Annotated in this window: 14 protein-coding genes; 7 read left to right on the forward strand and 7 right to left on the reverse strand. The window is 74.9% G+C overall.

From position 1 onward, the window contains the following. Together AB0B83_RS07810 and AB0B83_RS07815 are read left to right on the forward strand one after the other, a co-directional pair. The coding region (locus AB0B83_RS07810) for a 2'-5' RNA ligase family protein (RefSeq protein ID WP_357577514.1) at window positions 1-458 on the forward strand (458 nt) is incomplete at its 5' end. A 102-nt stretch (window positions 459-560) separates the two neighbouring features. Continuing rightward, window positions 561-1,427: a S1 family peptidase gene (locus AB0B83_RS07815; RefSeq protein ID WP_357577515.1), complete on the forward strand. Its 867-nt coding sequence runs from the start codon at window positions 561-563 to the stop codon at window positions 1,425-1,427. A gap of 106 nt (window positions 1,428-1,533) precedes the next feature. On the opposite strand, the gene AB0B83_RS07820 is transcribed toward AB0B83_RS07815, so the two are convergent. Then, window positions 1,534-2,616: a PIN domain-containing protein gene (locus AB0B83_RS07820; protein WP_357577516.1), complete on the reverse strand. Its 1,083-nt coding sequence runs from the start codon at window positions 2,614-2,616 to the stop codon at window positions 1,534-1,536. A gap of 162 nt (window positions 2,617-2,778) precedes the next feature. Here AB0B83_RS07820 and AB0B83_RS07825 point away from each other — a divergent pair, with 162 nt between their 5' ends. From AB0B83_RS07825 to AB0B83_RS07835, 3 genes are all read left to right on the forward strand, one after another. Beyond that, a complete protein-coding gene (locus AB0B83_RS07825; RefSeq protein WP_357577517.1) occupies window positions 2,779-4,068 on the forward strand; it encodes a histidine kinase in 1,290 nt (429 codons plus the stop codon). Then, window positions 4,056-4,724 (forward strand): response regulator transcription factor, encoded by a 669-nt coding sequence (locus AB0B83_RS07830; RefSeq protein ID WP_357577518.1) that lies wholly within the window; start codon window positions 4,056-4,058, stop codon window positions 4,722-4,724. The genes AB0B83_RS07825 and AB0B83_RS07830 overlap by 13 nt, the downstream gene beginning before the upstream one ends. Window positions 4,725-4,937: 213 nt before the next feature. After that, window positions 4,938-6,086: an endonuclease gene (locus tag AB0B83_RS07835; RefSeq protein ID WP_357577519.1), complete on the forward strand. Its 1,149-nt coding sequence runs from the start codon at window positions 4,938-4,940 to the stop codon at window positions 6,084-6,086. 211 nt (window positions 6,087-6,297) lie between these two features. Here AB0B83_RS07835 and AB0B83_RS07840 read toward each other — a convergent pair whose 3' ends face one another. The 4 genes from AB0B83_RS07840 to AB0B83_RS07855 all read right to left on the reverse strand — a co-directional run bounded on the left by AB0B83_RS07840 (window position 6,298) and on the right by AB0B83_RS07855 (window position 20,553). Continuing rightward, window positions 6,298-6,930, reverse strand: a complete 633-nt coding sequence (locus tag AB0B83_RS07840) for a hypothetical protein (RefSeq protein ID WP_357577520.1) — start codon at window positions 6,928-6,930, stop codon at window positions 6,298-6,300. Between the two features lie 83 nt (window positions 6,931-7,013). After that, complete coding sequence (locus AB0B83_RS07845) at window positions 7,014-8,045, reverse strand: MBL fold metallo-hydrolase (protein WP_357577521.1); 1,032 nt, start codon at window positions 8,043-8,045, stop codon at window positions 7,014-7,016. Then, entirely contained in the window at window positions 8,042-19,366 is an 11,325-nt protein-coding gene (locus AB0B83_RS07850) for a MupA/Atu3671 family FMN-dependent luciferase-like monooxygenase (protein WP_357577522.1), read from the reverse strand. The genes AB0B83_RS07845 and AB0B83_RS07850 overlap by 4 nt, the downstream gene beginning before the upstream one ends. Next, window positions 19,363-20,553 (reverse strand): MFS transporter, encoded by a 1,191-nt coding sequence (locus AB0B83_RS07855; protein ID WP_357577523.1) that lies wholly within the window; start codon window positions 20,551-20,553, stop codon window positions 19,363-19,365. Before AB0B83_RS07855 ends, AB0B83_RS07850 begins: the two co-directional genes overlap by 4 nt. A gap of 281 nt (window positions 20,554-20,834) precedes the next feature. Between AB0B83_RS07855 and AB0B83_RS07860 the strand changes: the two genes are divergently transcribed. Continuing rightward, entirely contained in the window at window positions 20,835-21,635 is an 801-nt protein-coding gene (locus AB0B83_RS07860) for a crotonase/enoyl-CoA hydratase family protein (protein ID WP_357577524.1), read from the forward strand. A gap of 126 nt (window positions 21,636-21,761) precedes the next feature. On the opposite strand, the gene AB0B83_RS07865 is transcribed toward AB0B83_RS07860, so the two are convergent. Then, entirely contained in the window at window positions 21,762-22,856 is a 1,095-nt protein-coding gene (locus AB0B83_RS07865) for a sugar kinase (RefSeq protein ID WP_132235695.1), read from the reverse strand. Between the two features lie 3 nt (window positions 22,857-22,859). Next, window positions 22,860-23,525, reverse strand: a complete 666-nt coding sequence (gene eda / locus AB0B83_RS07870; RefSeq protein ID WP_357577525.1) for a bifunctional 4-hydroxy-2-oxoglutarate aldolase/2-dehydro-3-deoxy-phosphogluconate aldolase — start codon at window positions 23,523-23,525, stop codon at window positions 22,860-22,862. Between the two features lie 54 nt (window positions 23,526-23,579). Here eda and AB0B83_RS07875 point away from each other — a divergent pair, with 54 nt between their 5' ends. Continuing rightward, window positions 23,580-24,356 (forward strand): IclR family transcriptional regulator, encoded by a 777-nt coding sequence (locus AB0B83_RS07875; protein ID WP_357577526.1) that lies wholly within the window; start codon window positions 23,580-23,582, stop codon window positions 24,354-24,356. Window positions 24,357-24,514: the final 158 nt, after the last annotated feature.

The raw sequence follows: 24,514 nt of genomic DNA on the forward strand, positions 1-24,514 counted from the left end.
GTCTCGAAGGCGATCCGGCGCACCCGGGCCGGCCTGAAGGACCCGAAGCGTCCGTCGGGCTCGTTCATCTTCGCCGGCCCGTCCGGTGTCGGCGCTTCGATCCGGAGCGGGTCGCGACGGCGTTGCGCGGGACGGTGGTGGCCGCGCCGCTGCGGCTGAGCTTCGAGCACGCCGGGCAGTTCGTCGGCCGGGTGCTGTGGCTGGGCCCGACCCCCACCGCCGAACTGCTCACGCACCACGCGCGGGTGCACGACCGGCTGACCGAGGCGGGGATCGGGCTGGTCGAGCACTACCGGCCGGGGCGTTGGGTGCCGCACTGCACGCTGTCGATGCGGGTGCCGAACGCCCTGATGGCCGCCGCCGTGCGCCGCTGCCTGGAGATGCTGCCGCTGGAGGCGACCGTCGTCGGCGCGGCCCTCACCGACCACGCCCGGGGCATCTCCCAGCCGTTGCCGTAGCCGGACCGCGGGACGGGTCACCGGCACGACGAGCCGCTTGTCCGTGTCACGCCGGGGGTGGATCCTGTAGGGAATCGACAGAAACGAATCTATGGAGGTTCGATGCGTCGTCTCCCGCCCGCCCTGCTCCTGCTCGCCGCGCTGCTGCTCGGCCTGCCGACGCCCGCCCACGCCGCCCCCGGCCCCGGCGGGGCCACCCCCGACCACGACCCCGGCCGCGCCGCGGCCGCGCTCGCACAGGTCCGCACCGCCGGCACCGCCTGGGGGCTCGACCCCGCCACCGGCCGGATGACCCTGACCGTCGACGACACCGTCTCCGCCCGGGACGTCGCCGCGCTGCGGGCGACCGCCGCCCGGGCCGGTGCGGTGCTCCGGCACGAACCGGGCGAGCTGCGCATCCTCATCGCCGGCGGGCAGGCGATCTACAGCGGCGGCAGGTGCTCCCTCGGCGCCAACGTCCGCAGCGGCACCACCTACTACTTCGTCACCGCCGGCCACTGCACCGCCGTCGGCACGACCTGGTACGCCAACAGCGCACAGACCACCGTCCTCGGCAGCCGGGCGGGCAGCAGCTTCCCCGGCAACGACTACGGGCTGGTCCGCTACACGAGCCTGGTCGCCCACCCCAGCGCCGTCTACACGTACCCCGGCCTGCTCACCATCAACGGCGCCGGCAACGCCTACATCGGGCAGGCGGTCTGTCGCAGCGGCTCCACGACGGGGGTGCGCTGCGGCACGGTCACCGGGCTCAACGCGACCGTCAACTACGCCGAGGGCAGCGTCGCCGGCCTGATCCGCACCAACATCTGCGCCGAGCCGGGCGACAGCGGCGGGCCGCTCTACGCCGCCGGCACCGGCACGATCCTCGGCATCCTCTCCGGTGGCAGCGGCAACTGCACCAGCGGCGGCACCACCTACTACCAGCCGATCATGGAGATCCTGGCCGCGTACGGCGTGACCGTGCCCTGACCCGTCGAGGCCCGGCCCGGCCCGCGCGACGGAACGGGCCGGGCGCGGCGGTCAGCCCGCAGGTCGAAAGGGAGCATCCGCCACGACGCCGCCGGGCGGCAGCAGCTCAGGCGGCCCGGGGGGTGAGCAGGTAGTCGTCGGCCTCGGGACTCCACCGCAGGTCGACGACGCCGCTGGTGGCGGCCGCCTTGCAGAACTGGAGGAAGCTGCGGTAACCCAGCTTCTTCTCGCTGAAGTCGGGCCGCGCCCGGCGCAGCTGGTTCTTCAGCCCGGAGAGGGCCACCGCGCCCTCGTCTCCGGCGAGGTCCGACACCACCGAGCCGAGCAGCCCGAACGCCACCTCCCGGTCGCCGTGCTCGGGCAGGGAGACCTCGGGGTCGCCCTTGGCGGGTCCCTCCGCCAGCTCGACCACGTTGTGCTGGGCGAGGTGCCGCATGAGCTCGCCGAAGGTGCGGAACCCGTAGTCGGACTCGCTGAACGTCGGGTCCTTGCGCAGCAGGGTGCGCTTCAACGTCGAGGCCGTCACCTCGCCGCTCGAACTGCCCTGGAGGCCGGCGACGGTCTGTGCCACGAACACGGCGAGCGTGTCGACGTCCCGGCCGGGCTCCTCGGCCGCCGGCTGCGGCTCGGGCTCGGGCTCCTGCTCCACCCGCGGCACGTCGGGGCTGGGCAGGCGGGCCGGGCGGCCCCGTCGGACCCGGGCGGGAGGGATGTCGACGCCCTCCAACCGGTCGTAGTAGAGGAACTCGTCGCACGCGGGCGGCAGCAGCGCCGAGGTCGAGTTCTCCACGCCCACCCCGATGACGCGCTTGTTCAGCTCGCGGAGCTTGTGGACCAACGGAGTGAAGTCGCTGTCGCCGGTGCAGATCACGAAGGTCGAGATGTACCCGCGCTCGAAGGCCAGTTCCACCGCGTCCACGGCCATCTTGATGTCGGCAGCGTTCTTGCGCGAGGCCCCCATCCGCTGGGGAATCTCGATCAGCTCGACGTGCGACCGCGTGAGCATCCGCCGGTCCTCGTCGAAGTACGACCAGTCCGCGTACGCCCGGCGCACCACCACCCGGCCGCGCTCGGCGAGGGCGTCGGCGATGGGACGGAAGTCGAAGGCCACGCCGCCGAGGTGGTCGCGGGCCCCCAGCGCGAGGTTCTCGTAGTCGAGGAAGAGTGCGATGCGGTCTTCGTGATCCACGCAGGTCAGCCTACCCCCGTCGGGGTGCCGCACCGTCGCGTCCGCCGCTGGCCCGGCGCGCTGCCCGCCGGGGTCGTCCGGCCACCGGGTAGTGCTGGCCCTACCCGGGAACTACCTCCAGACGGCTGGGTCGGCGCGTCACCCGCCGTTAGCGTCAGCGGCATGACGACAGCCCGTCCCCTGTGCCTGGCCGAGGCGCTGCGCCGGCCCGGATACCTGCTCTCCCCGTGGCCGTGGCGCGCGCTGGCCTACCTGCTCACCACCGTCCCGGTCGCCGGGGTGCTCGCCGTCGGGCTGCTCGTCGTCGGGGCGCCCCTGCTGGCGGCGGTCAACGCCGCCCGGCAGGGCCGCCCGGTCGAGCTGCCCCTCGTGCTGTTCCTGGCCGTCGGCGCGCTGACGGTGCTGGCGTCGGCCCCGGTCGTGAGCATCGCGGTGACCGCCGTGGAACGGCAGCGGCTCGGCCTCGTGGACGGGCGGCCGCTGCCGGCGTACCGGTGGCGGGGCCTGGCCGCGCGCTACACCGGCGCCGACGCGTGGCGGGAGGTCGCTCACACCTTCTGGCTGGGCGGCGTCGTGCCGCTCGGCTACGCCGTGTCCACCCTGCTCGTGCTGCTCGACCTCACGCTGGTCGCCAGCCCCTGGCTGGTGGGCGACGCCGACGAGGTCATCGTGGTCTGGACCACCGTCGACACGGCCGGCGAGGCCGTCCCGTACGCCGTGCTCGGGGTCCTGCTCCTCCCGGTGCTCTGGTACGGGCTCGGCGTGCTCGCCGCGGCCCAGGGCGCGGTGACCCGGTGGCTGCTCGGCCGGCCCGCCGACGGGGCGGCCCTGCGGGAGGTCAGCCGCTCGCGCGCCCGGCTGGTCGACGCGTACGAGACCGAACGCCGCCGCATCGAGCGCGACATGCACGACGGCGCGCAGCCCCGGCTGACCAGCCTCACCCTCCACCTGGGCCTGGCCCGGCTGGACGTGCCCGAGGACTCCCCCGCCGCCGCCCCGCTCGCCGTGGCGCACGACCAGGCCAAGAACCTGATGGTCGAGCTACGGCAGATCGTGCAGGGCATCCGCCCGCAGAGCCTCACCGACCTCGGCCTGGCCGGCGCGGTACGGGAACTGGCCGGCGAGGCCACCGTCGCGGTCACCGTCCACGCCGACCTCGGGCAGCCGCTGCCCGAACTCGTCGAGAGCACCGCGTACTTCGTGGTGTCGGAGGCGCTGGGCAACGTCGTCCGGCACGCCGGGGCGACCCGGGCCGAGGTCCGGCTCGTCCAGGCCGACGGCGAACTCGTCGTGGAGATCTCCGACGACGGCCACGGCGGGGCCGACCCGGCGCGGGGCACCGGCCTGACCGGCCTCGCCGACCGGGTCGCCGCAGTCGATGGGCGGCTGCTGCTCGCCAGCCCGCCCGGTGGCCCCACGCTCGTCCGGGTGGAGTTGCCGTGCCGCCGATGACGCGCGTCGTGCTCGCCGAGGACGAGGTCCTCCTGCGCGAGGGCCTCGCCGGCCTGCTGGCCCGGTTCGACTTCGAGGTGGTCGCCGCCGTCGGCACGGCACCGCAGTTGCGGGACGCGGTCCGGGCGCACGAGCCGGACCTGGTGGTGACCGACATCCGGATGCCGCCCGGCCCGCACGACGACGGGCTGCGGGCCGCGGTCGACCTGCGCGCCGAACGGCCGCGGCTCGCCGTCATGGTGCTGAGCCAGCACGTGCAGGCCGAGTACGCCTCCGCCCTGCTCGCCAGCGGCGACGGCCGGGGCGTCGGCTATTTACTCAAGGACCGGATCGCCGAGGTCGCCGAGTTCGCCGGGCAGCTGCGTACGGTCGCCGGCGGCGGCACGGTCGTCGACCCCGACGTGGTGCGGCGGCTGCTGCACCGCCCGCGCGACCCGCTCGCGGCCCTGTCCGCCCGGGAGCGCGAGGTCCTGACGCTGCTCGCCGAGGGGCACTCCAACGCGGCGATCGCCGCGCGGCTGCACGTCACCGAGGCGGCCATCGGCAAGCACATCGGCAACGTCCTGGCGAAGCTCGGCCTGCCGCCCAGCGACGACACCAACCGCCGGGTGCTGGCGGCCCTCACCTACCTGCGCGCGGGCCCGTCGCCGGGGTAGCCGGCTCCGGCGCGGCTGGTGGCCGCCTCCGGCGCGGCCGTGCGCCGGGCAGGCACGGCCGTGCGGCGGTCAGGCACGGCCGTGCGGCGGTCAGGCGCGGCCGCCGCGCCGAAAAGTTGCGGTCCCGATCTCCCGCCGTTCACCCACACCCCGCTAGCATCGCTGCTCATGAATACGAGGAGCAGTACCCGCTCGGGGCCCAGAAGGCTGGCGATGGCGTTCGCGCTGGCCGTCGCCGTGGTGGCGCCCGTGGCGGTGACGGCCGCGGCGTCGGCCGCCACCACCCTTACCGTGGCCCAGGCACTCGCCGCGCAGGACGGCCGGACGGCCGCCGTGACCGGCTACGTCATCGGCCAGCCGACCAGCGCCACGACGGTGCTCAGGTCCGGCTTCAACTCGGACACCGCGATCGCGATCGCCGACACGGCGGCCGAGACCGGCACGAGCAGGATGCTCTACGTCCAGGTCACCGCCGCCTACCGGAGCACCTTCGGGCTGCTCACCAACCCGGGCCTGCGGGGCCAGCGGATCACCGCCACCGGCACGCTCACCGCCTACTTCAGCCACGGCGGCCTGAAGAACCCAACGGCGATGACCCTCGGCGGCACCGCGCCCTCGCCGAGCCAGTCGCCGACCCCGGGCCCTACGACCAGCCCGGTGCCCGGCGGCGACTACGACTCCACCTACTACGCCAACGCGATCGGCAAGTCCGGCACGGCGCTGCGCGGTTCGCTGCACTCGATCATCAAGGTGCAGACGAAGCTCTCCTACGACCAGGTGTGGGAGGCCCTGAAGGACACCGACCAGGACCCGGCCAACAGCAACAACGTCATCCTGCTCTACACGGGCCGGTCGCAGAGCAAGAGCAGCAACGGCGGCGGGGTCAACGACTGGAACCGCGAGCACGTCTGGGCCAAGTCCCACGGCGACTTCGGCACCTCGACCGGCCCGGGCACCGACGTGCACCACCTGCGGCCGACCGACGTCTCGGTCAACTCCACACGCGGCAACAAGGACTTCGACAACGGCGGCAGCGCCGTCGCCGAGGCGCCGGGCTGCTACACCGACGCCGACTCGTGGGAGCCGCGCAACGCGGTCAAGGGCGACGTGGCACGCATGATCATGTACATGGCGATCCGGTACGAGGGCACCGACGGCTGGCCCAACCTGGAGCTGAACCAGTCGGTCAACAACGGCAGCGCGCCGTACCACGGCAAGATGTCGGTACTGCTCCAGTGGAACCAGGCCGACCCGCCGGACGCCTTCGAGAAGCGCCGCAACCAGCGGATCTACGAGCGCTGGCAGGGCAACCGGAACCCGTTCGTCGACCACCCGGAGTGGGCGACCGCCATCTGGGGCTGACCTCGCCACAGCGGCGCGTCCCGGCCGGTCCTCCGTCGGGGGGACCGGCCGACCAGCGGTCGGCACCCGCCGGTGGGACCCGGCGTTCCGCCTTTGGTACCGGTAGGTGTACCCCGCCCGGGAGGGGTGTCCCGCGCAGCCGGTATCCGTCTGTCGGGACGGTGGGCCGCAGGAGGTCGGCGCGCCGCCCCTTGGCCGGCGGTGCGTCCCGTCAGCGCCGGCGGGCGTACGCCAGCGGCAGGGGGCTCGGCTGGCCGCTCCACGTGCCGGTCAGCACGGCGCCCTCCGACGCGGTGCCGCCGTCGGGGCGGCGCACGACGGCCAACTCCACGGAGTCGGTGACGATGACGGTGAGGTCGTCCTCCACCACGCGGCGCACGGCGCCGACGGGCGGGACCTCGGCGCCCCGGGTGCCGCTGCCGGCGATGGTCATCGACAGCTCGCGGTACTCCCGCCGGCCGTCGGCCTCGAAGTACTCCTGCGCCTGCCCGGCGTCGGCGAGGACGGCCGCCGCCAGCGTCGCGGCGTAGACGGGGTCGGCGCACGCGTCGTACACCCAGCGGCGGCCGAGCACGGAGTGCTCGGTGGTGCCGACGAGCCAGTCGTCGCCGCCGTCGAGGGGCGCGTCACGGTAGGTCAGCGGGACCTGGTGGATCGGCCCGTCGCCGGCCCTGACCAGCAGCGTCTCGACGCCGACGGCGCCGGCCGGATCGTCGAACCGGTAGGCCGCCACGCGCTCGACGTCGGCGCCGGCCGGCCCCTGGTACCACGGTCGGCCGGGCAGCCACGCCGCCAGGAGTGCGAACTTCGTGGGGCGCATCTCCGCCCGGTACAACAGCGCCATACGCCGCATCGTAGGGGCACCCCCGTGCCCCGCGCTGACCCGGCCGCACGCGACGCGCCCGGCGCGAGCGGGGCCCCGGCGGGTCAGGCGGTGGCGTAGCGGCGCAGCCCGTCGACGTCGGACCGGGTCAGGCGGCCCTGGGCGACCAGGAGGTCCAGGTGCGCCGCGGTCTCGGTGACGGCGAGCATGGCGTTGAACACGTCGAGGTCGCCCAGCCGGCGCTCCCGTCGGGTCCAGCGCAGCCGCCCGGCGACCTCGTACGCCGAACTCGCCCCCCGGGCCACGGCGGCCTCCGTCTCGTCGAGCCGCGCGCCGTGGTGCGCGACGAGTTCGTCGACCCGCGCGTGCACGCTCGGGGTCACCGGCCCGTGCGCCGGGAGCAGCCGCGCGTCCGGTCGCCGCCGCACCAGCGCGAGCGATGCCAGGAAGTCGCCGAGCGGGTTCGCCGACAGTGCGGCCTCGAAGCCGATGGAGGGCGTGATGGTGGGCAGTACGTGGTCACCGGCGAACAACAGGTGCGAGCCGGTGTCGTGGAAGACGACGTGCCCGCGCGTGTGGCCCGGCGTCTCGACGACGTGCAGGGTGCGCTCGCCGTGCCTGATCTGCTGACCGTCGTGGAACCAGTCGTCCGGCAGGCCCCAGTCCTCGGTGCTCAGCCGCGTCCCGGTCAGCCCCGCCAGGGTGTCGGCCAGCTCGCCGGCGCCCAGCAGCCGCAGGCGGCCGAGCTGCTCGGCGAGGGGGTTCCGGTGCGGCGTCATGGACACCGCCAGGCTCTCGCGTTCGCCGGCGCCGAGGCTCACCCGCATGCCGTACTCGCGGCGCAGGTGCACGGCCTGCGTGTAGTGGTCGCGGTGCACGTGCGTGACGAGGAACCGGCGCACGTCCCCCAGCGAGCAGTCCAGCTCCTTGAGCGCCGCGTCGAGCGCGGAGCGCGCCTCGGCGATCGCCCACCCGGAGTCGACGAGCACGAGACCGTCGTCGTCGCGCAGGACGTACACGTTCACCGCGCGCAGGCCGTCGTTCGGCAGCGGCAGCGGCACGCGATGGACGCCCGGGGCGACCTCGAACGTCCCGGGAGTGGTCCAGTCGTCGGAGTTGCCGGTGCCCGAGGTCATGATCCGACCATAGTGCGCGCCGCGACCTGCCCCGGCCCCTCGTCGGCGGCCGCGACGAGAATGGCGACGAAGCGGTCGCACCAGGCCGCCACCGTCGCCCGGTCGAACAGGTCCGTGGAGTACTCCACGACGCCCCGCAGGCCGCCCTCGTGCGGAGTGACGACCGTGGCGTAGTCCCGGCGGGCGCAGCCGAGCCCCTGGTCGGTGGCGTGCGCCACGAGCCCCGGCAGCCGCACCTCCGGCATCCCCGGATTCCAGCCGAACAGCGTCGTGGCGACCGGTGGTGGCATGCCGACCCGCCACTGCGGGTCGAGGGCCGCGTACACCTCGACCAGGGGCGCCGGCTGGTGCCGGATCGCGTCGAGGAACACCTCGTCCGTGCCGGCCACCAGCTCCGCGAAGGACGCCGCGCCCGCCAGCGGGGGCCGCAGCAGCAGCGGGCTGGTGAACAGGCCCACGACCGACTCGTCCTCGCGGTGGTCGCGGTGGGCGTACGGGCAGGCGAGGACCACGTCACGGGCGCCGGTGAGTTCGCGCACGAGCAGCGCGTACCCGCTGGCCAGGACGGGGAACAGGGTCGTGCCGCAGCGCTCGGCGAGGCCGGTCAGGCGGTCGGTCAGCTCAGCCGGGACGTCGAAGGCGTACTCGCTGCCCCGGCCGGACGGTCGCGCCGGCCGTGGGCAGTCGGCCGGGAACGACACGGCGCGGGGCGCTCCGGCGAGCTGGTCCCGCCAGTACCGCAGTACGTCCGGCGGGACGGCGGTCGCCCGTTGCCGGCGCGCGTGGTCGACGTAGCGGGCCGTGGGCGCGGCGGGGGCCGCACCCTGGCCGGTCTCTGCGGCGTAGCTCCTGCCCAGCTCGTCGAGCAGTTGGAGCATCGACCAGCCGTCACCGCAGAGATGGTGCACGACCAGCATCAGCACCCACGCGTCGTCGTCGAGTCGCGCCAGCCGGGCCCGCAGCCATGGTCCCGTGTCCTCCGAGAAGGGCTCGCGGCCGGTCCGCACGCACCACTGCTCGACCTCGTCGGCGGCGAGTTCGCGCACCGGCAGGGTCCCCGGCCGGGCCGGGAGCACCTCCTGGACCAGCTCACCGGCGCGTTCCACCAGGCGGGTGCGCAGCGCCTCGTGCCGGGCGACCAGGCCGTCGACCGCCCGTTGCAGGGCCGGCACGTCGAGCCGACCGGCGAGGGTCACCCGTACCGCCATGTGCACGGCCGGCGGGTCGGGGGCCTGCCGCTGGCGGTGCCACATCAGTTCCTGCGGGTAGGTCGCCGGCGCCCGGTCCACGACCTCGGACCCGACCTCCGCGGTCGTCAGGTCCCGCGCCATCGCCCGGATGCCCGGGCTGCGCAGCACGCGGTGCGTGCCGACCTTCAGGTCCAGCAGTTCCGTCAGCCGGTTCGCCAACCGTACGGCCGCCAGGGAGTGACCGCCCGCGGCGAAGAAGGGGACGTCCACCGGCAGCCGGGCCACCCCGAGCTCGGCGCACCAGGCGTCGTGGACGAGCTGCTCCATGGCGGTGCGGGGCCGGTCGGCGGCGCCGGTCACGGCGGGTGCCGGCAGCCGCGACCGGTCCACCTTGCCGTTGTCCGTGGTGGGCAGGGTGTCCAGCAGCACCCAGGCCCGGGGCACGAGGTGTGCGGGCAGGCGCTCGGCCAGCACGGCGGCGAGTCGCTCCGCGCGGGTCGCGGCCGGTTCCCCGTCGTCGTCCGCCACGACGTACGCGGCGAGGTACGGCTCGTCGCCCCGGTCGTGCCGCGCGATGACGGTGGCCTGGCGTACCCCGGGCAGCGTGGCCAGCTCCGCAGTGGCCTCGCCGGGCTCCGTCCGCTGTCCGGCGATCTTGACCTGGTCGTCCACCCGGCCGACGAACTCGAGGGTCCCGTCTCCCCGTTCCCGGACCAGGTCTCCGGTCCGGTAGACCCGTGCCCCGGGCAGGCCGGGATCGGGCAGGAAGGCGGCGGCGGTCGCCGCGGGTCGGCCGAGGTAGCCCCGGGCCACGCCGCTTCCGCCGACGTACAGCTCCCCCACCGCCCCCCGTGGCACCGGCACACCGCGCTCGTCCAGCAGGTACAGCCGATGGTTGTCGACCGGGGTGCCGATGTCGACCGGGCCCGGGACGTCCGCCCGCACGGGACCCGCCGTGGCGACGATGCTGCACTCGGTCGGACCGTAGGCGTTGATCACCTCGGCCGGGAAGTCGGCGGGCGGTCGGCGCCGGAGCTGGCTGCCGCCCACGACGAGCGTGCGCGGGGCGTGCGCGGGCGTCGGAAGGGCGAAGACCAGCTCGGCGAGCGGCGCCGGCAGGAAGGCCACCGTGACGCCGCCGCGGGCCCACTCCTCGACGAGGGCCGCGGGGTCGGTCCGCGCCTCCTCCGGTACGAGATGCACGGTGGCGCCGGCGGCGAGCGCCGGATGGATCTCGGCGAGGTTCGCGTCGAAGCCGAGCCCGAGCGCGTGGCCGACGGTGTCGGCTCCGGTGAGGGCGAGGGCCCGCACGTGCCAGTCGACGGCGTCCACGGCGGCCCGGTGCGGCACCAGGACGCCCTTCGGCCGGCCGGTCGAGCCGGACGTGTGGACGCACCAGGCCACCTGCTCCGCCGTCGGCACCCGGCTCGGGGCCGGCAGGTCCGGGTCACCGGGATCCTCGACCCGCAGGCAGACCGCGTCCGTCGGCGCGTCCACGTCCCTCGTGGTGACCAGCAGCCGGGCGCCACTGTCGGCGAACAGGGTGGCCACCCGGGCGGCGGGCAGCCCCGGATCAAGGGGGATGAAGCCCGCGCCGGCGATCAGCACGGCGAGCTGGGCGGCGATCAGCTCCGGTCGGCGCGGCAGGAGCACCGCGACGAGGTCGTCGGGCCCGACGCCGGCGGCGGCGATCCGGCGGGCGAGCAGGTCGGCCCGCTCGCGCAGTTCGCGGTACGTCCACCGGGTCGGCCCGCACACGACCGCCACGGCGTCCGGGGTGCGGGCCGCCTGCCGCAGGAACAACTCGTGCAGCCGGGCGTCGCCGACGGGTGTCCGCGGCCCGTGCAGGCGGTCGGCGGAGTCGTCCAGGTACGCCGCCAGGCCCGACAGCGGCTCGTCGGGCTCCCGGGTCGCCCGGTCGAGCAGCCGCTCGACGTAGTCCAGCAGGCGACGCACCGTCGCCCGGTCGAGCACGTCGGTCCGGTACTCGACGTGGCAGCGCACGGTGTCGCCGTGGGACAGGTAGACGACCAGGTCGACCGGGGCCTTGTCCAGGCCCACCGGGATCGGCTCGGCGGTGACCCCCGGCAGGTCGAACTGGAACGCGGGGGCGCCGCGCTCGTACTCCACGACCACGTCGAAGAGCGGGTGGCGGCCGGCCTCCCGGTTCGGGGCGAGCGCGCCGACGAGGTCGTCGAAGGGCACGCCCGCGTGTTCGTACCCGTCCGCCGAGCGGTACTGGACCCGGGCGAGCAACTCCCGGAAGGTGGGGTCACCGGTGAGGTCCAGCCGCAGCGGCACGGTGTCGACGAAGAACCCGATCAGGTCCTCGGAATCCTCGTCGCGGCCGCTCATGCCGGTGCCGAGCACCAGGTCCGGTTGGCCGCTGAACCGGAACAGCGCCACCCCGATCGCGCTGAGCAGCGTGGTGAACGGGGTGACCCGCTCGACGCGGCTGAGCTGCCGGACCCGTTCGGTCAGCTCCACCGGGATCTCCGCGAGGAGACTCCCACCGGCGGCCGAGACCGTGGCCGGTCGCTGCCGGTCCGAGGGCAGCACGAGGGTGGGCGGCAGCGGATCGAGCAGGTCGAGCCAGTACGCCAGGCTCTTGTCCACGCCGTCCCGGGCCGACCGGGCCCGCGCCCGGGCCAGCTCCGGGTAGGTGACCGGCAGCGGGGGCAGCGCGGCCGTCGTACCGGTCGACCGGGCCCGGTAGCACGCGCCGACCTCGCGGGTGAGGATCGCGTACGAGCCGCCGTCGGTGGCCAGGTGGTGGAACGACATCACCAGCACGTGGTGTGTCGGGGAGAAGCGCAGCAGCTCGAACGCGAAGACCGGCCCCTCGACGAGGTCGAACACCCGCGCGCTCTCCCGGGCCATCGCGGCCCGCACCACGGCGTCCTCGTCGGCACCGGAATGCTCCCGCACCGGCAGGTCGACCGTCGCCGTCGGCCGGACGACCTGGCAGGGTTGCCCGTCGACCTCGCGGTAGGTCGTCCGCAGTGGCGCGTGCCGGTCCACGACGTCCTGCAACGCCCCGCGCAGCGCTCCCGTGTCGAGCGCGCCGCACAGCCGCACGGCCACGCCTTCCGTGTAGGCCGGGGTACCCGCGTACGCCTGCTCGACCAGCCACAGCCGACGCTGGCCGGGCGTCAACGGCGCGATCTCGACGGTCGGCGGCACGGCGATCCCGACGGCCACCGGCGCCGCCGTCCCGACGACCACCGCGGCCGTTGCCGGGACCGGGGCCGCCGCCGGGGCCGGGGCCGCTGCCGTGGCCGGGACCGCTGCCGTGGCCGGGACCGGGACCACAGCCGCAGCCGCAGCCGGGGCCGGGGCCGGGGCCGCAGCCGGGGCCGGTCGACGGGGCGTGGCCCGCCGCAGCGCGTCGATGGCCGGCAGGCCGTCCCGCACGGCCCCCGCCGGCAGGCCGAAGTCGACGAAGCAGGCGATCTCGTCGGCGCCGGCGTCGAGGACCGCGTCGAGCACCGGCCGACAACTCTCCGGCGAGCCGATCAGGGCCCGCTGCTCGCAGTACCGCTGGTAGGCACGGGACAACACGAACCGGACGTCCTCGTCGGGGGTGTCGGCGAGGTCGACGTTCATGCCCAGGCTGTTGACCACCTGGCCGAGCAGGCTGAACGAGGAGCGCAGGTAGGCACAGAACGGCTCGAACGCCATGGCCCGCGCCTGCTCGGCGTCGTCGCCGAGGAAGGTGTGCAGCAGCACCACCACCCGCCCCGCAGCGGGATCGAGACCGTGTTCGGCCCGGGTGCGCCGGTACAGCGCGACGTTCTCGGCCAGCCGCGCGACGTCCTGTGTCATCAGGTTGGTGACCACGCCCAGGCCGCGACGGGCCGCCTCCCGGTAGCTGTCCGGGTTGCCGACGATCGCCGTGAAGGTCGGCGGTTCCGCCTGCACCGGGCGGGGGAACAGGCGGATGTCGACGTCTTCCCCGCTGCCCGACCGCGCGGTGATCGCCTCACCGCGCCAGAGCCGCCGTACGGTGTCGAGATTGTCGTACATCACCTGCTTGTGGCGACGGTAGTTGTCCGGGTAGAAGACGAAGTCGTTGGCGTGCCATCCGGGCGCGCATCCCAGCCCGACCCGCCCTCCGGAGAGGTTGTCCACCATGGACCATTCCTCGGCGACCCGGACGGGATGGTGCAGGGGCAGCACCACCGAGCCGGCGTTGAGGCGCAGCCGGCGGGTCCGGGTCGCGAGTGCCGCGGCGAGCACCGACGGGTTGGGAAAGAGCCCGCCGAAGGAGTGGAAGTGCCGTTCGGGCAACCACACCGCGTGGAAGTCGTGGGTGTCGGCGAACTCGGCGGCCTCGATGATGGTTCCGTAGGCGTCGTCCCGGGCCGAGTCGGGGTAGTCGCCGAAGAAGTACAGGCTGAAGTCGACGGTGTCCGGCACGCCGGCGACCGACGCGGCCGGCGCCGGCCGCGTCGACGGCTCGGGGGCGGCGGCCGCGCCGCCACCACTGGTGCCGCCGTTGCCGCCGCCGGTCGCGCCGCCGCCGTTGCCGCCCGTGGCGCCGGTGGTGGCGGTGGCGCCGGTGGCGCCCGTGGCGGCGCCGAGAAGAGCGAGCTGGTCGCGCATCAGGTCCAGCTGGCGGTGCACGATCGTGACGAGGTCGGCCGGCACGTCCCGGGGTGCGTCGCCCGGGTCGGCCGGTGCCGCCGAAGCGACGGGCACGGGCACCGGCCCGGCGGGAACCGGCGCAGCAGGCGCGGGACCCGGCGCGACAGGCACGGGCACCGGCCCGGCGGGAACCAGCGTTACCGGCGCGACAGGCACGGGTACCGACGTGCCGTGCTCGGAAACTGACGCGGCAGGCACGGGAACCGACGCGGCGGACACGGGGACCAGCGCGACAGGGACGGAGGGCGACGCGGTCGGCGGGGTCGCCGGAGGGAGCACGCCGGCCGAGACGCCGCGCGTCACCGCCTCGGCGAGCCGGCGGGGGGTGTCCACGGCGGCGAACAGGTCCCGGACGGGAACCCGCACCCCGAACGCGTGGTCGATCTCCCGGGACATGGTGATCAGGAGCAGCGAGTCGGCACCGAGGTCGAGGAAGGTCTCGTCCGGATCGACCTCTCCCACGTCCAGTCCGAGCCGCTCGGCCGTGAGGGCCCGGATGCGCGCGAGCACCTGCTCGGCCCCGACGTCGTGTCCGGCCGACGGCCGGGGCGGCCCCGGCTCGGCGGTCGCCGACGATCCGGCCGCGCCGCCCGCGGCGGACCCGCCGGCCGCAACCCGCACGTCGCTCACGGCAGAGGTGCCGGCCGCGACCCGGACGTCAGGCGCGGCAGAGGTGCCGGCCGCGACCCGCACGTCAGGCGCGGCAGAGGTGCCGGCCGCGACCCGCACGTCCGTCGCGGCAGAGGTGCCGGTCGCGGCGGAAATGTCGGCCGCCCCGGGCGCGGAGGCCCAGAACCGCCGGCGCTGGAACGGATAGGCCGGCAGTGGCACCGCCCGGCCACCGCAGTCGGCGGTCAGCGCGGCCCAGTCGACCGGGAACCCCGCCACGTGCAACTCCGCGACGGCCCGCCACAGCCCGTCGACCGGTGGGGTGCCACGGCGTTGCGACGGCACCCACCGCAGGTCGGATCCCGCGCCGCGGGCGATGCCGGTCAGCGCCCCGTCCGCGCCCGCCTCGACGACCGACCGCACGCCCTGCTCGGCGAGGGTGGCCACGGCGGCGCTCCAGGCGACCGGCTCGCGCGCCTGCCGGCACAGGTGGTCGGCGTCCGGCAGCCAGCCGGGCGGGCGTACCCGGCCGTCCAGGCTGCTGATCAGGGGCAGGCGGGTCGGTGCGAACTGCACCTCCCCGATCATCCGGCGGAGCCGGTCGAGGACCGCGTCCACGCCGGTCGAGTGGAACGCCCGGTCGACCGGGAGCGGACGGATCGCCACGCCCCGCCGTTCGGCTTCCCGGACGACCGCCGCCAGGGCCTCGGGGGGCCCCGCGAGCACGTGGTGCTCCGCGCCGTTGCGGGCGGCGATCTCCGCCGTCGACCCACGCAGCAGCTCACCGACCGTCGCTTCGTCGGCCAGCACCGCGCACATCGCGCCGGGTGGCAGCGCGTCGCGCATCAGGGCGCCCCGGTGCGCGGCCAGCCCGACCGCGTCGCGTAGGGACAGCGCACCGGCCACGACCAGTGCGGCGTACTCGCCCACGCTGTGGCCGAGGACGACGTCCGGCGTGAGCCCCCACGACCGCCACAGCTCGGCGAACGCCACCGCGGTGACCACCAGCGCCGGCTGCGCCACGTCCGTCGGGCGGCCCGTTCCGACGGGGTGTTCCCGCAGCCGGGCGACGAGGTCGCCACCCGTCGCCCGGCGGTACGCGTCGGCCCCCTCGGCCAACACGTCCCGCGCGACCGGGAACCGCTCGGCGAGATCGAGGACGACGCAGCGACGGTCGCCCTGCCCGGGAAAGGCCAGCGCGATCGGGGTGACGCCCTCCGGCTCCGCCCGGCCGGTCAGCACGTTTCCCGCCACGCCCGCCTGGACGTACCGGTCGAGGCCGTCGGCCAGCTCGGCGGCCGAGGTGCCGAGCGCGACCAGGCGGTGCCGGAGGTGGCGTCTGCGCCGCCCGGCGCTGGTGACCACGTCTGCCAACGCCAACCCGGGGTCCTCGCGGAGCAGGTCGCGGTGACGGGCGGCCAACTCCACCAGCGCCGACGGGTCGGCCGCCGACAGGGGCAGCAGTCCCGGCGCGGGGTGGGCCGGCGGCTCGTCCGGCCGACGTCGGTCCGCCGGGGGCGGCTCCTCGACGATCACGTGGGCGTTGGTGCCGCCCACCCCCAACGCGCTGACGGCCGCCCGGCGCGGCCGCAGGTCCGCCGGCCATCGCGTGCCACGGGTGGTCACCGTGAAGGGGCCGGCGGCCAGGTCGATCGCCGGATTCGGCCGGCGGAAGTTGATCTGTGGGGCGACCCGGCCGGAACGCACGGTCAGGATCGTCTTGATCAGGCCGGCCATGCCCGCGCAGCTGTCCAGGTGACCGATGTTCGCCTTGACCGAGCCGAGGAACGGTCGACCGCCCGCGTACACCTCGGCGAGGGCATGGTGCTCCACCGGGTCGCCCAGGGCCGTGCCCGTGCCGTGTGCCTCGACGTACCCGATCGACTCCGCCGGGACCCGCGCGGCGGCCAGCGCCCGCCGGGCGACGTCGACCTGCCCGGCCACCCCGGGTGCCGTGAAGCCCACCTTGCCGGCGCCGTCGTTGTTCACGGCCGAGCCGATGATCACTGCGTGCACGGTGTCGCCGTCGGCGAGGGCCCGGTCGAGCGGCTTCAGCACCACGGCGGCGACGCCGTTGCCGCCGACCGTTCCGTCCGCGTCGGCGTCGAAGGGCCGGCACCGACCGCTCGCCGACAGGATCGATCCCGGGGTGTGCCGGTGACCCGTCACCTGCGGCACGTGCACGGCCACGGCGCCCGCGACCGCCTGGTCGACCTCGCCGTCGAGCAGCGCCCGCACCGCCAGGTGCACCGCCACGAGCGAGGTCGAGCAGGCGTTCTGCACGTTGATCGCCGGCCCGGTCAGCCCCAGCCGGTACGCCACCCGGGTGGCCAGGAAGTCCGGCTGGTTGCCGAGGGCGACGCCGATCGAGTCGGCCGGATCGGCGGAGACCGTCCGGTGGCCGAGCTGGCGGAGGTAGGTGTGGTGCGGATAGAGGTTCATTCCGCTGCCGGCGTAGAGGCCGGTCCGCAGCCCCCGCGCGTCGCCCGGGTGCCCGGCGTCCTCCAAGGCGTGGTGACAGGTCTCCAGGAACAGCCGGTGCTGCGGGTCGAGCAGCTCCGCCTCCCGGGCGCTGATCGAGAAGAAGCCCGCGTCGAAGCCTGCGACGTCGTCGTCGAGGACCCCGCTGGCCGCCACGAAGTCGGGGGCGTCGACGGTGTCGCGTGGGATTCCCGCCGCGACGAGTTCGTCCGGTGTGAAGGCACGCACGCTCTCCACCCCGGCGGTCAGGTTCGCCCAGTACTCGTCGACCGTGCGCGCTCCGGGGAACCGGACCGCCATGCCGATCACCGCGATCCGCCGGTCCCGTACCGGCCCGCCGACGGGCTCCGCCGTGGGCGTGGCCGCCGGGGCGGCGAGGTGCGCGCTGAGCGCGTCGACCGTCGGGTGGGCGAAGAGCACCGGTTGCGGGACCGGGCGCTCCAGTGCCCGCTCCAGGCGGGCCCGGAGACGGACGATCTCGACCGAGCCGATGCCGAGCTCGTAGAACGGACGCGCCGGGTCGACCTGGCCACCCGTCAGGTCGCCGAGGATGCCGGTCAGCAGGGCGCGCACCTCCGCCCTGCCCGGTCCGGCCGCGCGCGCCGCCGGGACCCCGGTGGGATCGGTGGTCGCCCGCCGCCCGTCGTGCGGCCGCTGCGGCGACCGCTCGGCCAGGCAGCGCCGGACCAGCTCCGCGCGCCGGATCTTCCCCCCGGTGGTACGCGGGAACTGCTCCGCGGGGAGCGACAGCACCCGCTCGGGTACGACCTGCCAGCGTCGGGCCACCGCCGTCCGCACCGCCTCGGCCACCCCCGTCGCGGGCGCGTCGTCGTCGGGCACGTAGAAGATCACCAGCGACTCGGTGCCGGTGCGGGGCTCCGGTACGCCGACGGCGGCCACCAGGCCGCGCCGTACCCCGTCCACCTCCCCCGCCACCTGCTCGACCTCGTGGCAGGGCAGGTTGTGCCCGTTGAGGATGATCATGTCCTTCGCCCGGCCGGTGATGGTGATCCGACCGTCCCGCATGAAGGCGAGGTCGCCGGTCTCCAGCCAGCCGTCGCCGTCGGGGAAGGCCAGGCGGTTCGCCTCCGGGTCGGCGAGGTACCCGGGCGTGACCCGCGCCGACGAGACCTGGAGCCGCCCGATGCGGCCCTCGGGAAGCACCGCGCCGGCGGCGTCGACGATCCGCAGGGTGGCACCGGGCGCGGGCGGCCCGACGGAGAGGAACTCGGTGACGTCGGCCGGGTCGTCGTCCTCGGCGTACTCCAGGTCGCCGCCCAGGCTCGCCGTACGGATCCGGAGGCGGGTGCCGGGCTCGGTGAAGGAGGCGAAGGTGATTCCCGTGCTGGTCTCCGACATGCCCCAGGCCGGCGTCATCGCCTCGGCCGGCACCCCGGTCGCGGCGACGAACGCCTCGAAGGTCTCCGGCAGGCACTGCTCCCCGCCGCAGACCATACGGCGTACGCCGCCGAGGTCCCACGGTTCACCGGGGGCCCGGGCGACCGCGTCGGCCACCAGCCGCAGGCCGAAGTTCGGCGCCCAGCTGTGCGTCACCCGGTGCCGCCGCATCAGCTCCAACCACCGCAGCGGGTCGTCGAGCACCCACTCGGTGGCGACGTGGACGGACGTGGCGCCGAGGAAGACGCCGCCGAGGTGGTAAAGCAGCAGGCCGGCGACGTGGTCCAGGGGAAGCCAGTTGAGCAGGACGTCGCGCGGGCCGATGTCGAGCATCGTCCGGGCGCCGACGGCGTACTCCGAGAGCCCCCGGTGCGTCAACGGGATCACCTTCGGCCGGCCGGTGCTGCCCGAGGAGAGCTGTAGCAGCGCCACCGACCCGGGATCGGTGTCCGTGGCCTCCGGCTCCGGTACGGAGGGGGCGGGGCCGTCGGGAGCGGTCGTCGCGGTCAGCTCCGCCACCGCGACCACCCGGTCCCGCAGCGGCAGCCGGGCCAGCACGTCCAGGTCCTCCGGCCCGGCCAGCACCACGGGCTCCCCCAGCACCCGCCAGGCGTGCACGAGGGCGGCGGCGGTGGGGTTGTCCGCGTCGTACCCGGTGGGCGCGCCGACGGTGAGCGGCACGATCCCGCCGAGGACGCAGCCGAAGAAGGTCGGCCAGTACTGCTCGCCCGAGGTGATCCGCAGGACGACGTGGGACCCCCGACCCAGGCCGTGGGCCCGCAGACCGGGCAGCGCCGCACGCGCCCCGGCGAGCAGCCGCCCGTGGTCGAGGAACTCCTCGCGCCCGTCGGGACCCACGATCCGGATGCCCGAGTCCGGGTGGTTCCGGGCCGCCCGCAGCAGCGCCTCGTCCAAGGTCAGGGGATGGTCGACGGGGCCGGGGAGGTCCCCGCCGTGGCTGACGGCGGCGGGGCGATCGGCGGACGTCGACTTCACGGTGCTACCTCGACTTCTTGCGTTCGGTACGGACGGTGCGCCGGCGTACGGGCGTGGGAGATGAGGAAGGCACCGGCGGCGGCGAGCGCCAGGCCGTGCGCCAGCGCGACCACCGGCAGGGGCGTCAGGCGGTCGAGCGCGAAGGCGCTGACGATCATGCCGATGCCGAACCCCGCGTTCTGCGCCGTGCTGGCCAGGCCCATGAGTTGTGGCAGACGGGAGGGCTCGACGGTCTGCAACCGGGTGGTGTAGCTGATCTCGGCGTAGCCGTCCGCCATGCCGGCGGCCAGCGCCAGGACGGCCACCAGCCAGATCGGGGGCCCCGCGAAGGCGAGCACGAACAGCAGCGACATCGCGCAGGTGGCGACGCCGAAGGCCCTCGGCGATCCCGGGCGGGAGGTGCCGGCGGCCCGCCGGGCGTACCAGCGGCCGGCGACGAGACTGCCGACCGCCCAGGGCGTGGTGAACAGGGCGGCGAACGCGGCGGGGGCGTCGGGCCAGGCCAGGTTCGCGTACACCGGCAGGCCCACGTTGTGGGAGGCGGACCCGAACGCGTCGACGGACCGCACCGCGATCATGGCCAGGATCACGGGGGCGACCGAAGGCAGGAGGCGCCGGAGCCCCGCCCGGCGGCGGGAGCCCTTGGCGGGCGGCCCGGCGGGGCGGCCCACCACGCGCCAGGCGCGGACCGCGGAGAGCAGCAGTGCGGACAGCGCGAACGAGGTGGCGTCGAGCAGGAACGCGGCGTGGTAGCCGAACAGGGTCACGAGGATCCCCGCGCTGCCGAAGCCCAGCAGCATGGCCACCGAGCGGGCCGCCACCAGGTTCGCGTTGGCCCGGGCCAGGTCGTCCGGGCCGACCAGCGCGGGCAACCCGCTGCGCAGCGCGACCACCCACAGCGTCTGGCTCCCGCCGAGGAGCACGGCCAGCGCGTGCAGCATTGTCGGTTGCGCGGCGGACGGCATCGCGACCAGCAGCACCAGCGCGCCGGCCGACAGCAGATCGCCGCCGATCATGAGCCTGGCCCGCGCGTACCGGCTGACCAGCGTGCCGGCGACCAGCCCCATCAGGACGCCGGCACACAGGCGGACCGCCATGAAGATCCCGGTGGACACGGCGGAGCCCGTGATCTCCAGGGTGAACAGCCCCAGCGCCACCATGTTCAGGAAGCTGCCGTACGTGGACACGGCGTGTGCGGCGATGACGAGACGAAGCGGGCGTGCGGAAGGTTCCTCCGTTGATCGCACCTGTCGAGATCCGCCCCGCTCATGATCCTGTATGGAGCGAGGATCATGCCATTGCGGGTACGGGCATCTCAATACGTCGAAGGATCGGCGCCCGCATCGCCGACGGCGGCTGTCCGCCCGCCGTGACGTAGACCCGTCCGGGGCACCCCGCCTTGCCGGCCCGGCGGGCGTGTGGTTGGTTTCGGGGCAGACCAGATCAGCGGCACACCGAGGAGACACACGTGGACGACCCGGTTCTCGTCGAGCGGGACGGTCCCGTGGAGACGTGGACGATCAACCTGCCAGAGGCCCGCAACCCCATCTCCGGCGACGACGTGATCGACGCGTTGGTGGCCCGGGTCGACGCGGTCAACGCCGACCGGGCGGTCCGGGCGGTCATCCTCACCGGCGCCGGCAGCGCCTTCTCCGCCGGCGGCAACGTCAAGGACATGGCGGACCGGGTCGGCCTCTTCGGCGGCGCCCCGCACGAGCTGCGCGACGGCTACCGCCGCGGCATCCAGCGGATCCCCCGGGCGATGTACGCGTGCGACGTGCCGCTGATCGCGGCGGTGAACGGAGCGGCCGTCGGCGCCGGCTGCGACCTGGCGCTCATGTGCGACCTGCGGATCGCCTCCGAGCGGGCGTTCTTCGCGGAGAGCTTCGTCAAGCTCGGCATCATCCCCGGCGACGGCGGCGCCTGGCTGCTGCCCCGTGCCGTCGGCGCCGCCCGGGCCGCCGAGATGACGCTGACCGGGGACCGGGTCGACGCCGCCACCGCCCTGGAGTGGGGGCTGGTCTCCCGGGTCGTGCCGCACGAGGAACTGCTCACCGAGGCGCGCCGGCTGGCCGACCGGGTGGCCGCGAACCCTCCGCACGCCGTACGGATGGCCAAGAAGCTGCTGCGCGAGGCCCAGCACCAGAGCCTCGACAGCGTGCTGGAGCTCTCCGCCGCGATGCAGGCGCTGGCGCACCAGACCCGGGACCACGACGAGGCGGTCCGGGCCTTCCTCGACCGCCGCGACCCGCACTTCACCGGGGAGTGAGCGGGACGGGCAGCCGGTGACGGCCCCGCCGTGGGTGCTGGCCGCCGGCCTGCCGCGTCGTGCACTGCGGACCGCCGCCGGGGCCCGGGAGCCGCGTCGCTCCCGGGCCGGCCGGCCGTCGGCGGGTCAGCGCTGGACGCGCGCGCCAGCGCCCCGGACGAGCGCCTCGACCTCCCGGAGGGATGCCATCGAGGTGTCGCCGGGCGTGGTCATCGCCAGCGCGCCGTGCGCCGCGCCGTACTCGACGGCCGTGGCCAGGTCGCCCTTCTCCAGCAGCCCGTAGATCAGGCCGGAGGCGAAGCTGTCGCCCCCGCCGACCCGGTCCATGATCTCCAGGCCGGGGCGGTGGGTCGCCTCGACGAACCGCCCGTCGGCCCAGGCGATCGCGCCCCAGTCGTTGACGGTGGCCGTGCGGACCGTACGCAGGGTGGTGGCGACGACCTTGAAGTTGTCGTACTCCCTGGTGGCCGCCTCGATCATCCGCTGGAAGTTGGCCACCTCCAGCTCCGACAGCGAGGCGTCGGTGTCGGGCACCTCGAAGCCCAGCGAGGCGGTGAAGTCCTCCTCGTTGCCGATCATGACGTCGACGTACCGGGCCAGCCGGCGGTTCACCTCCTGGGCGCGGGCCTGCCCGCCGACCGCCTTCCAGAGGCTGGGCCGGTAGTTGAGGTCGTACGAGACGACGGTGCCGTGCCGGGCGGCGGCGGCCATCGCGGCCTCCATCGTCTCCGGGGTGGTCTCGGACAGGGCGGCGTAGATGCCGCCGGTGTGCAGCCACCGCACCCCCAGGGTGCCGAACAGGTGGTCCCAGTCCACCTGGTCGGGGCGGAGCTGGCTGGCGGCGCTGTGGCCGCGGTCGGAGGTGCCGACGGCGCCCCGGACGCCGAAGCCGCGCTCGGTGAAGTTCAGCCCGTTGCGCACGGCGCGGCCGACCCCGTCGTAGGGCAGCCAGGTCACCAGCGACGTGTCCACCCCGCCCTGGAGCACGAGGTCCTCCAGCAGCCGGCCCACCTCGTTGTCGGCGAACGCGGTGACCACGGCGGTCCGCAGCCCGAAGCAGCGGCGCAGGCCACGCGCCACGTTGTACTCGCCGCCGCCCTCCCAGGCCCGGAAGGTGCGGGCGGTGCGGACCCGGCCCTCGCCCGGGTCGAGTCGCAGCATGATCTCGCCGAGGGAGACCAGGTCGTACCGGCACTCGCCGGCCGGACGGATGGACAGCACGGCTCAGGCCTCCACGGCGGGTCGGGCGGCCTCGACGGCCGCGGCGGTGCGGGCGGCGACCTCGTCCCAACGCCCGGCGGCGATCAGGTCGGGGGCGACCATCCAGGTGCCACCGACGGCCAGGACCGCGGGCAGGGCGAGGTAGTCGGAGAGGTTGGCGGTGTTGACCCCGCCGGTCGGGATGAACCGCACCGAGCGGTACGGCGCGGCGAGCGCCTTGATCATCGCGACGCCGCCGAGCTGCTCGGCGGGGAAGAACTTGACCGTGTCGAGCCCGGCGTCGAGGGCCATCTGGATCTCGGTGCCGGTGGCGACGCCGGGGAAGACGGGCACGCCCGCCTCCTGGCAGCGCCGGACGACGGCCGGGGAGAACCCGGGGGTGACGACGAACCGGGCACCCGCCTCGACGGCCCGGTCGACCTGGGCCGGGGTCAGCACGGTGCCCGCGCCGACGAGCAGGTCGCCCCGCTCGGACATGACGCGGATCGACTCGGCTGCGGCGTCGGTGCGGAAGGTCACCTCGGCGCAGGGCAGCCCACCGCGCGCCAGCGCCTCGGCCAACGGGGCGGCGTCGCGGGCGTCGTCGAGCACGACGACCGGCAGGATCCGGGCCGCGCCGACGGCCGCCACGACCGCGGGTTTCTGTTCATCATTCTGTACGCCAGTCACATATGTGACCCTAGCGCTGCCGCCCGGCCTGTCAACCCCGCTAGAGTGGCACCCATGACGCTGCCCGGCGGGTTCCAACCCGTGAAGTCCTCCACCCGGACGCTGGAGGTGCTGGAGGCGCTGGCCGCCTCGCCGCAGCGGCGCTCGCTGGTCGACCTGGCCCGCGCGCTGGACATCCCGAAGAGCAGCCTGCACGGCATCCTGCGCACCATGGCCCAGCGCGGCTGGGTCGAGAGCGACCCGACCGGCACCCGCTTCGGGCTCGGGGTGCGCGCGCTCCAGGTCGGTGCCGCGTACCTCACCAGCGACGACACCGTGGGCCTGCTCGGCGGGGTGCTCGACGACCTGTCGCGGCAGTTCGGCGAGACCGTCCACCTCGGGCGCCTCGACGGCGCGCACATCGTCTACCTCGCCAAGCGCGAGTCGGTGCACCCGCTGCGGCTCTACAGCGCGATCGGCCGGCAACTGCCGGCCCACGCCACCGCCCTGGGCAAGGCGCTGCTCGCCGAGCGCCCCGACAAGGCGCTCGACGGGCTGCTGACCTGGCCGTTGTCCGCGCTCACCCCGCACACCGTCACCGACCCCGACGCGCTGCGCGCCGAGCTGGCCGCCGTCCGGGAGCGGGGGTACGCGGTGGACCGCGAGGAGAACACCGAGGGCATCGTCTGCTTCGCGACGGCCGTACCCCTGGCTGCGCCGGCCACCGACGCGATCAGCCTGTCGGTGCCGGTGGCCCGGCTGGGCGCCGCCGGCGAGGACCGGATCGTGGCCGCGCTCCGCCGGGCCGTCGACCAGGTCCAGGCGGCGCGCGGCCTGCTCTCCACCGCCTGACCCGGCGCCGCTTCGACGCCCCCGCCGCCGGACCCGGCGCGGGCGCGCACCGGCCGTCGCCGAGGGCGACGCGCGGGCCACAACTGGCAACCTTCTTGACAGATGTGTCGAGATATCGACAGACTTCTTTCAGAGAGCGCTCTCTTGTGTCGTCTGCC

Source organism: Micromonospora sp. NPDC049060 (genome assembly GCF_040649055.1).
GTDB classification, from domain to species: Bacteria; Actinomycetota; Actinomycetes; order Mycobacteriales; family Micromonosporaceae; genus Micromonospora; species Micromonospora reichwaldensis.

What these genes read in the sequence shown, in the direction of transcription:
- AB0B83_RS07815 (WP_357577515.1), top strand. Translation starts at nt 561, where the DNA reads ATGCGTCGTCTCCCGCCCGCCCTGCTCCTGCTCGCCGCGCTGCTGCTC.
- AB0B83_RS07825 (WP_357577517.1), top strand. Translation starts at nt 2,779, where the DNA reads ATGACGACAGCCCGTCCCCTGTGCCTGGCCGAGGCGCTGCGCCGGCCC.
- AB0B83_RS07840 (WP_357577520.1), bottom strand. Translation starts at nt 6,930, where the DNA reads ATGGCGCTGTTGTACCGGGCGGAGATGCGCCCCACGAAGTTCGCACTC.
- AB0B83_RS07845 (WP_357577521.1), bottom strand. Translation starts at nt 8,045, where the DNA reads ATGACCTCGGGCACCGGCAACTCCGACGACTGGACCACTCCCGGGACG.
- AB0B83_RS07875 (WP_357577526.1), top strand. Translation starts at nt 23,580, where the DNA reads ATGACGCTGCCCGGCGGGTTCCAACCCGTGAAGTCCTCCACCCGGACG.
- AB0B83_RS07835 (WP_357577519.1), top strand. Translation starts at nt 4,938, where the DNA reads ATGGCGTTCGCGCTGGCCGTCGCCGTGGTGGCGCCCGTGGCGGTGACG.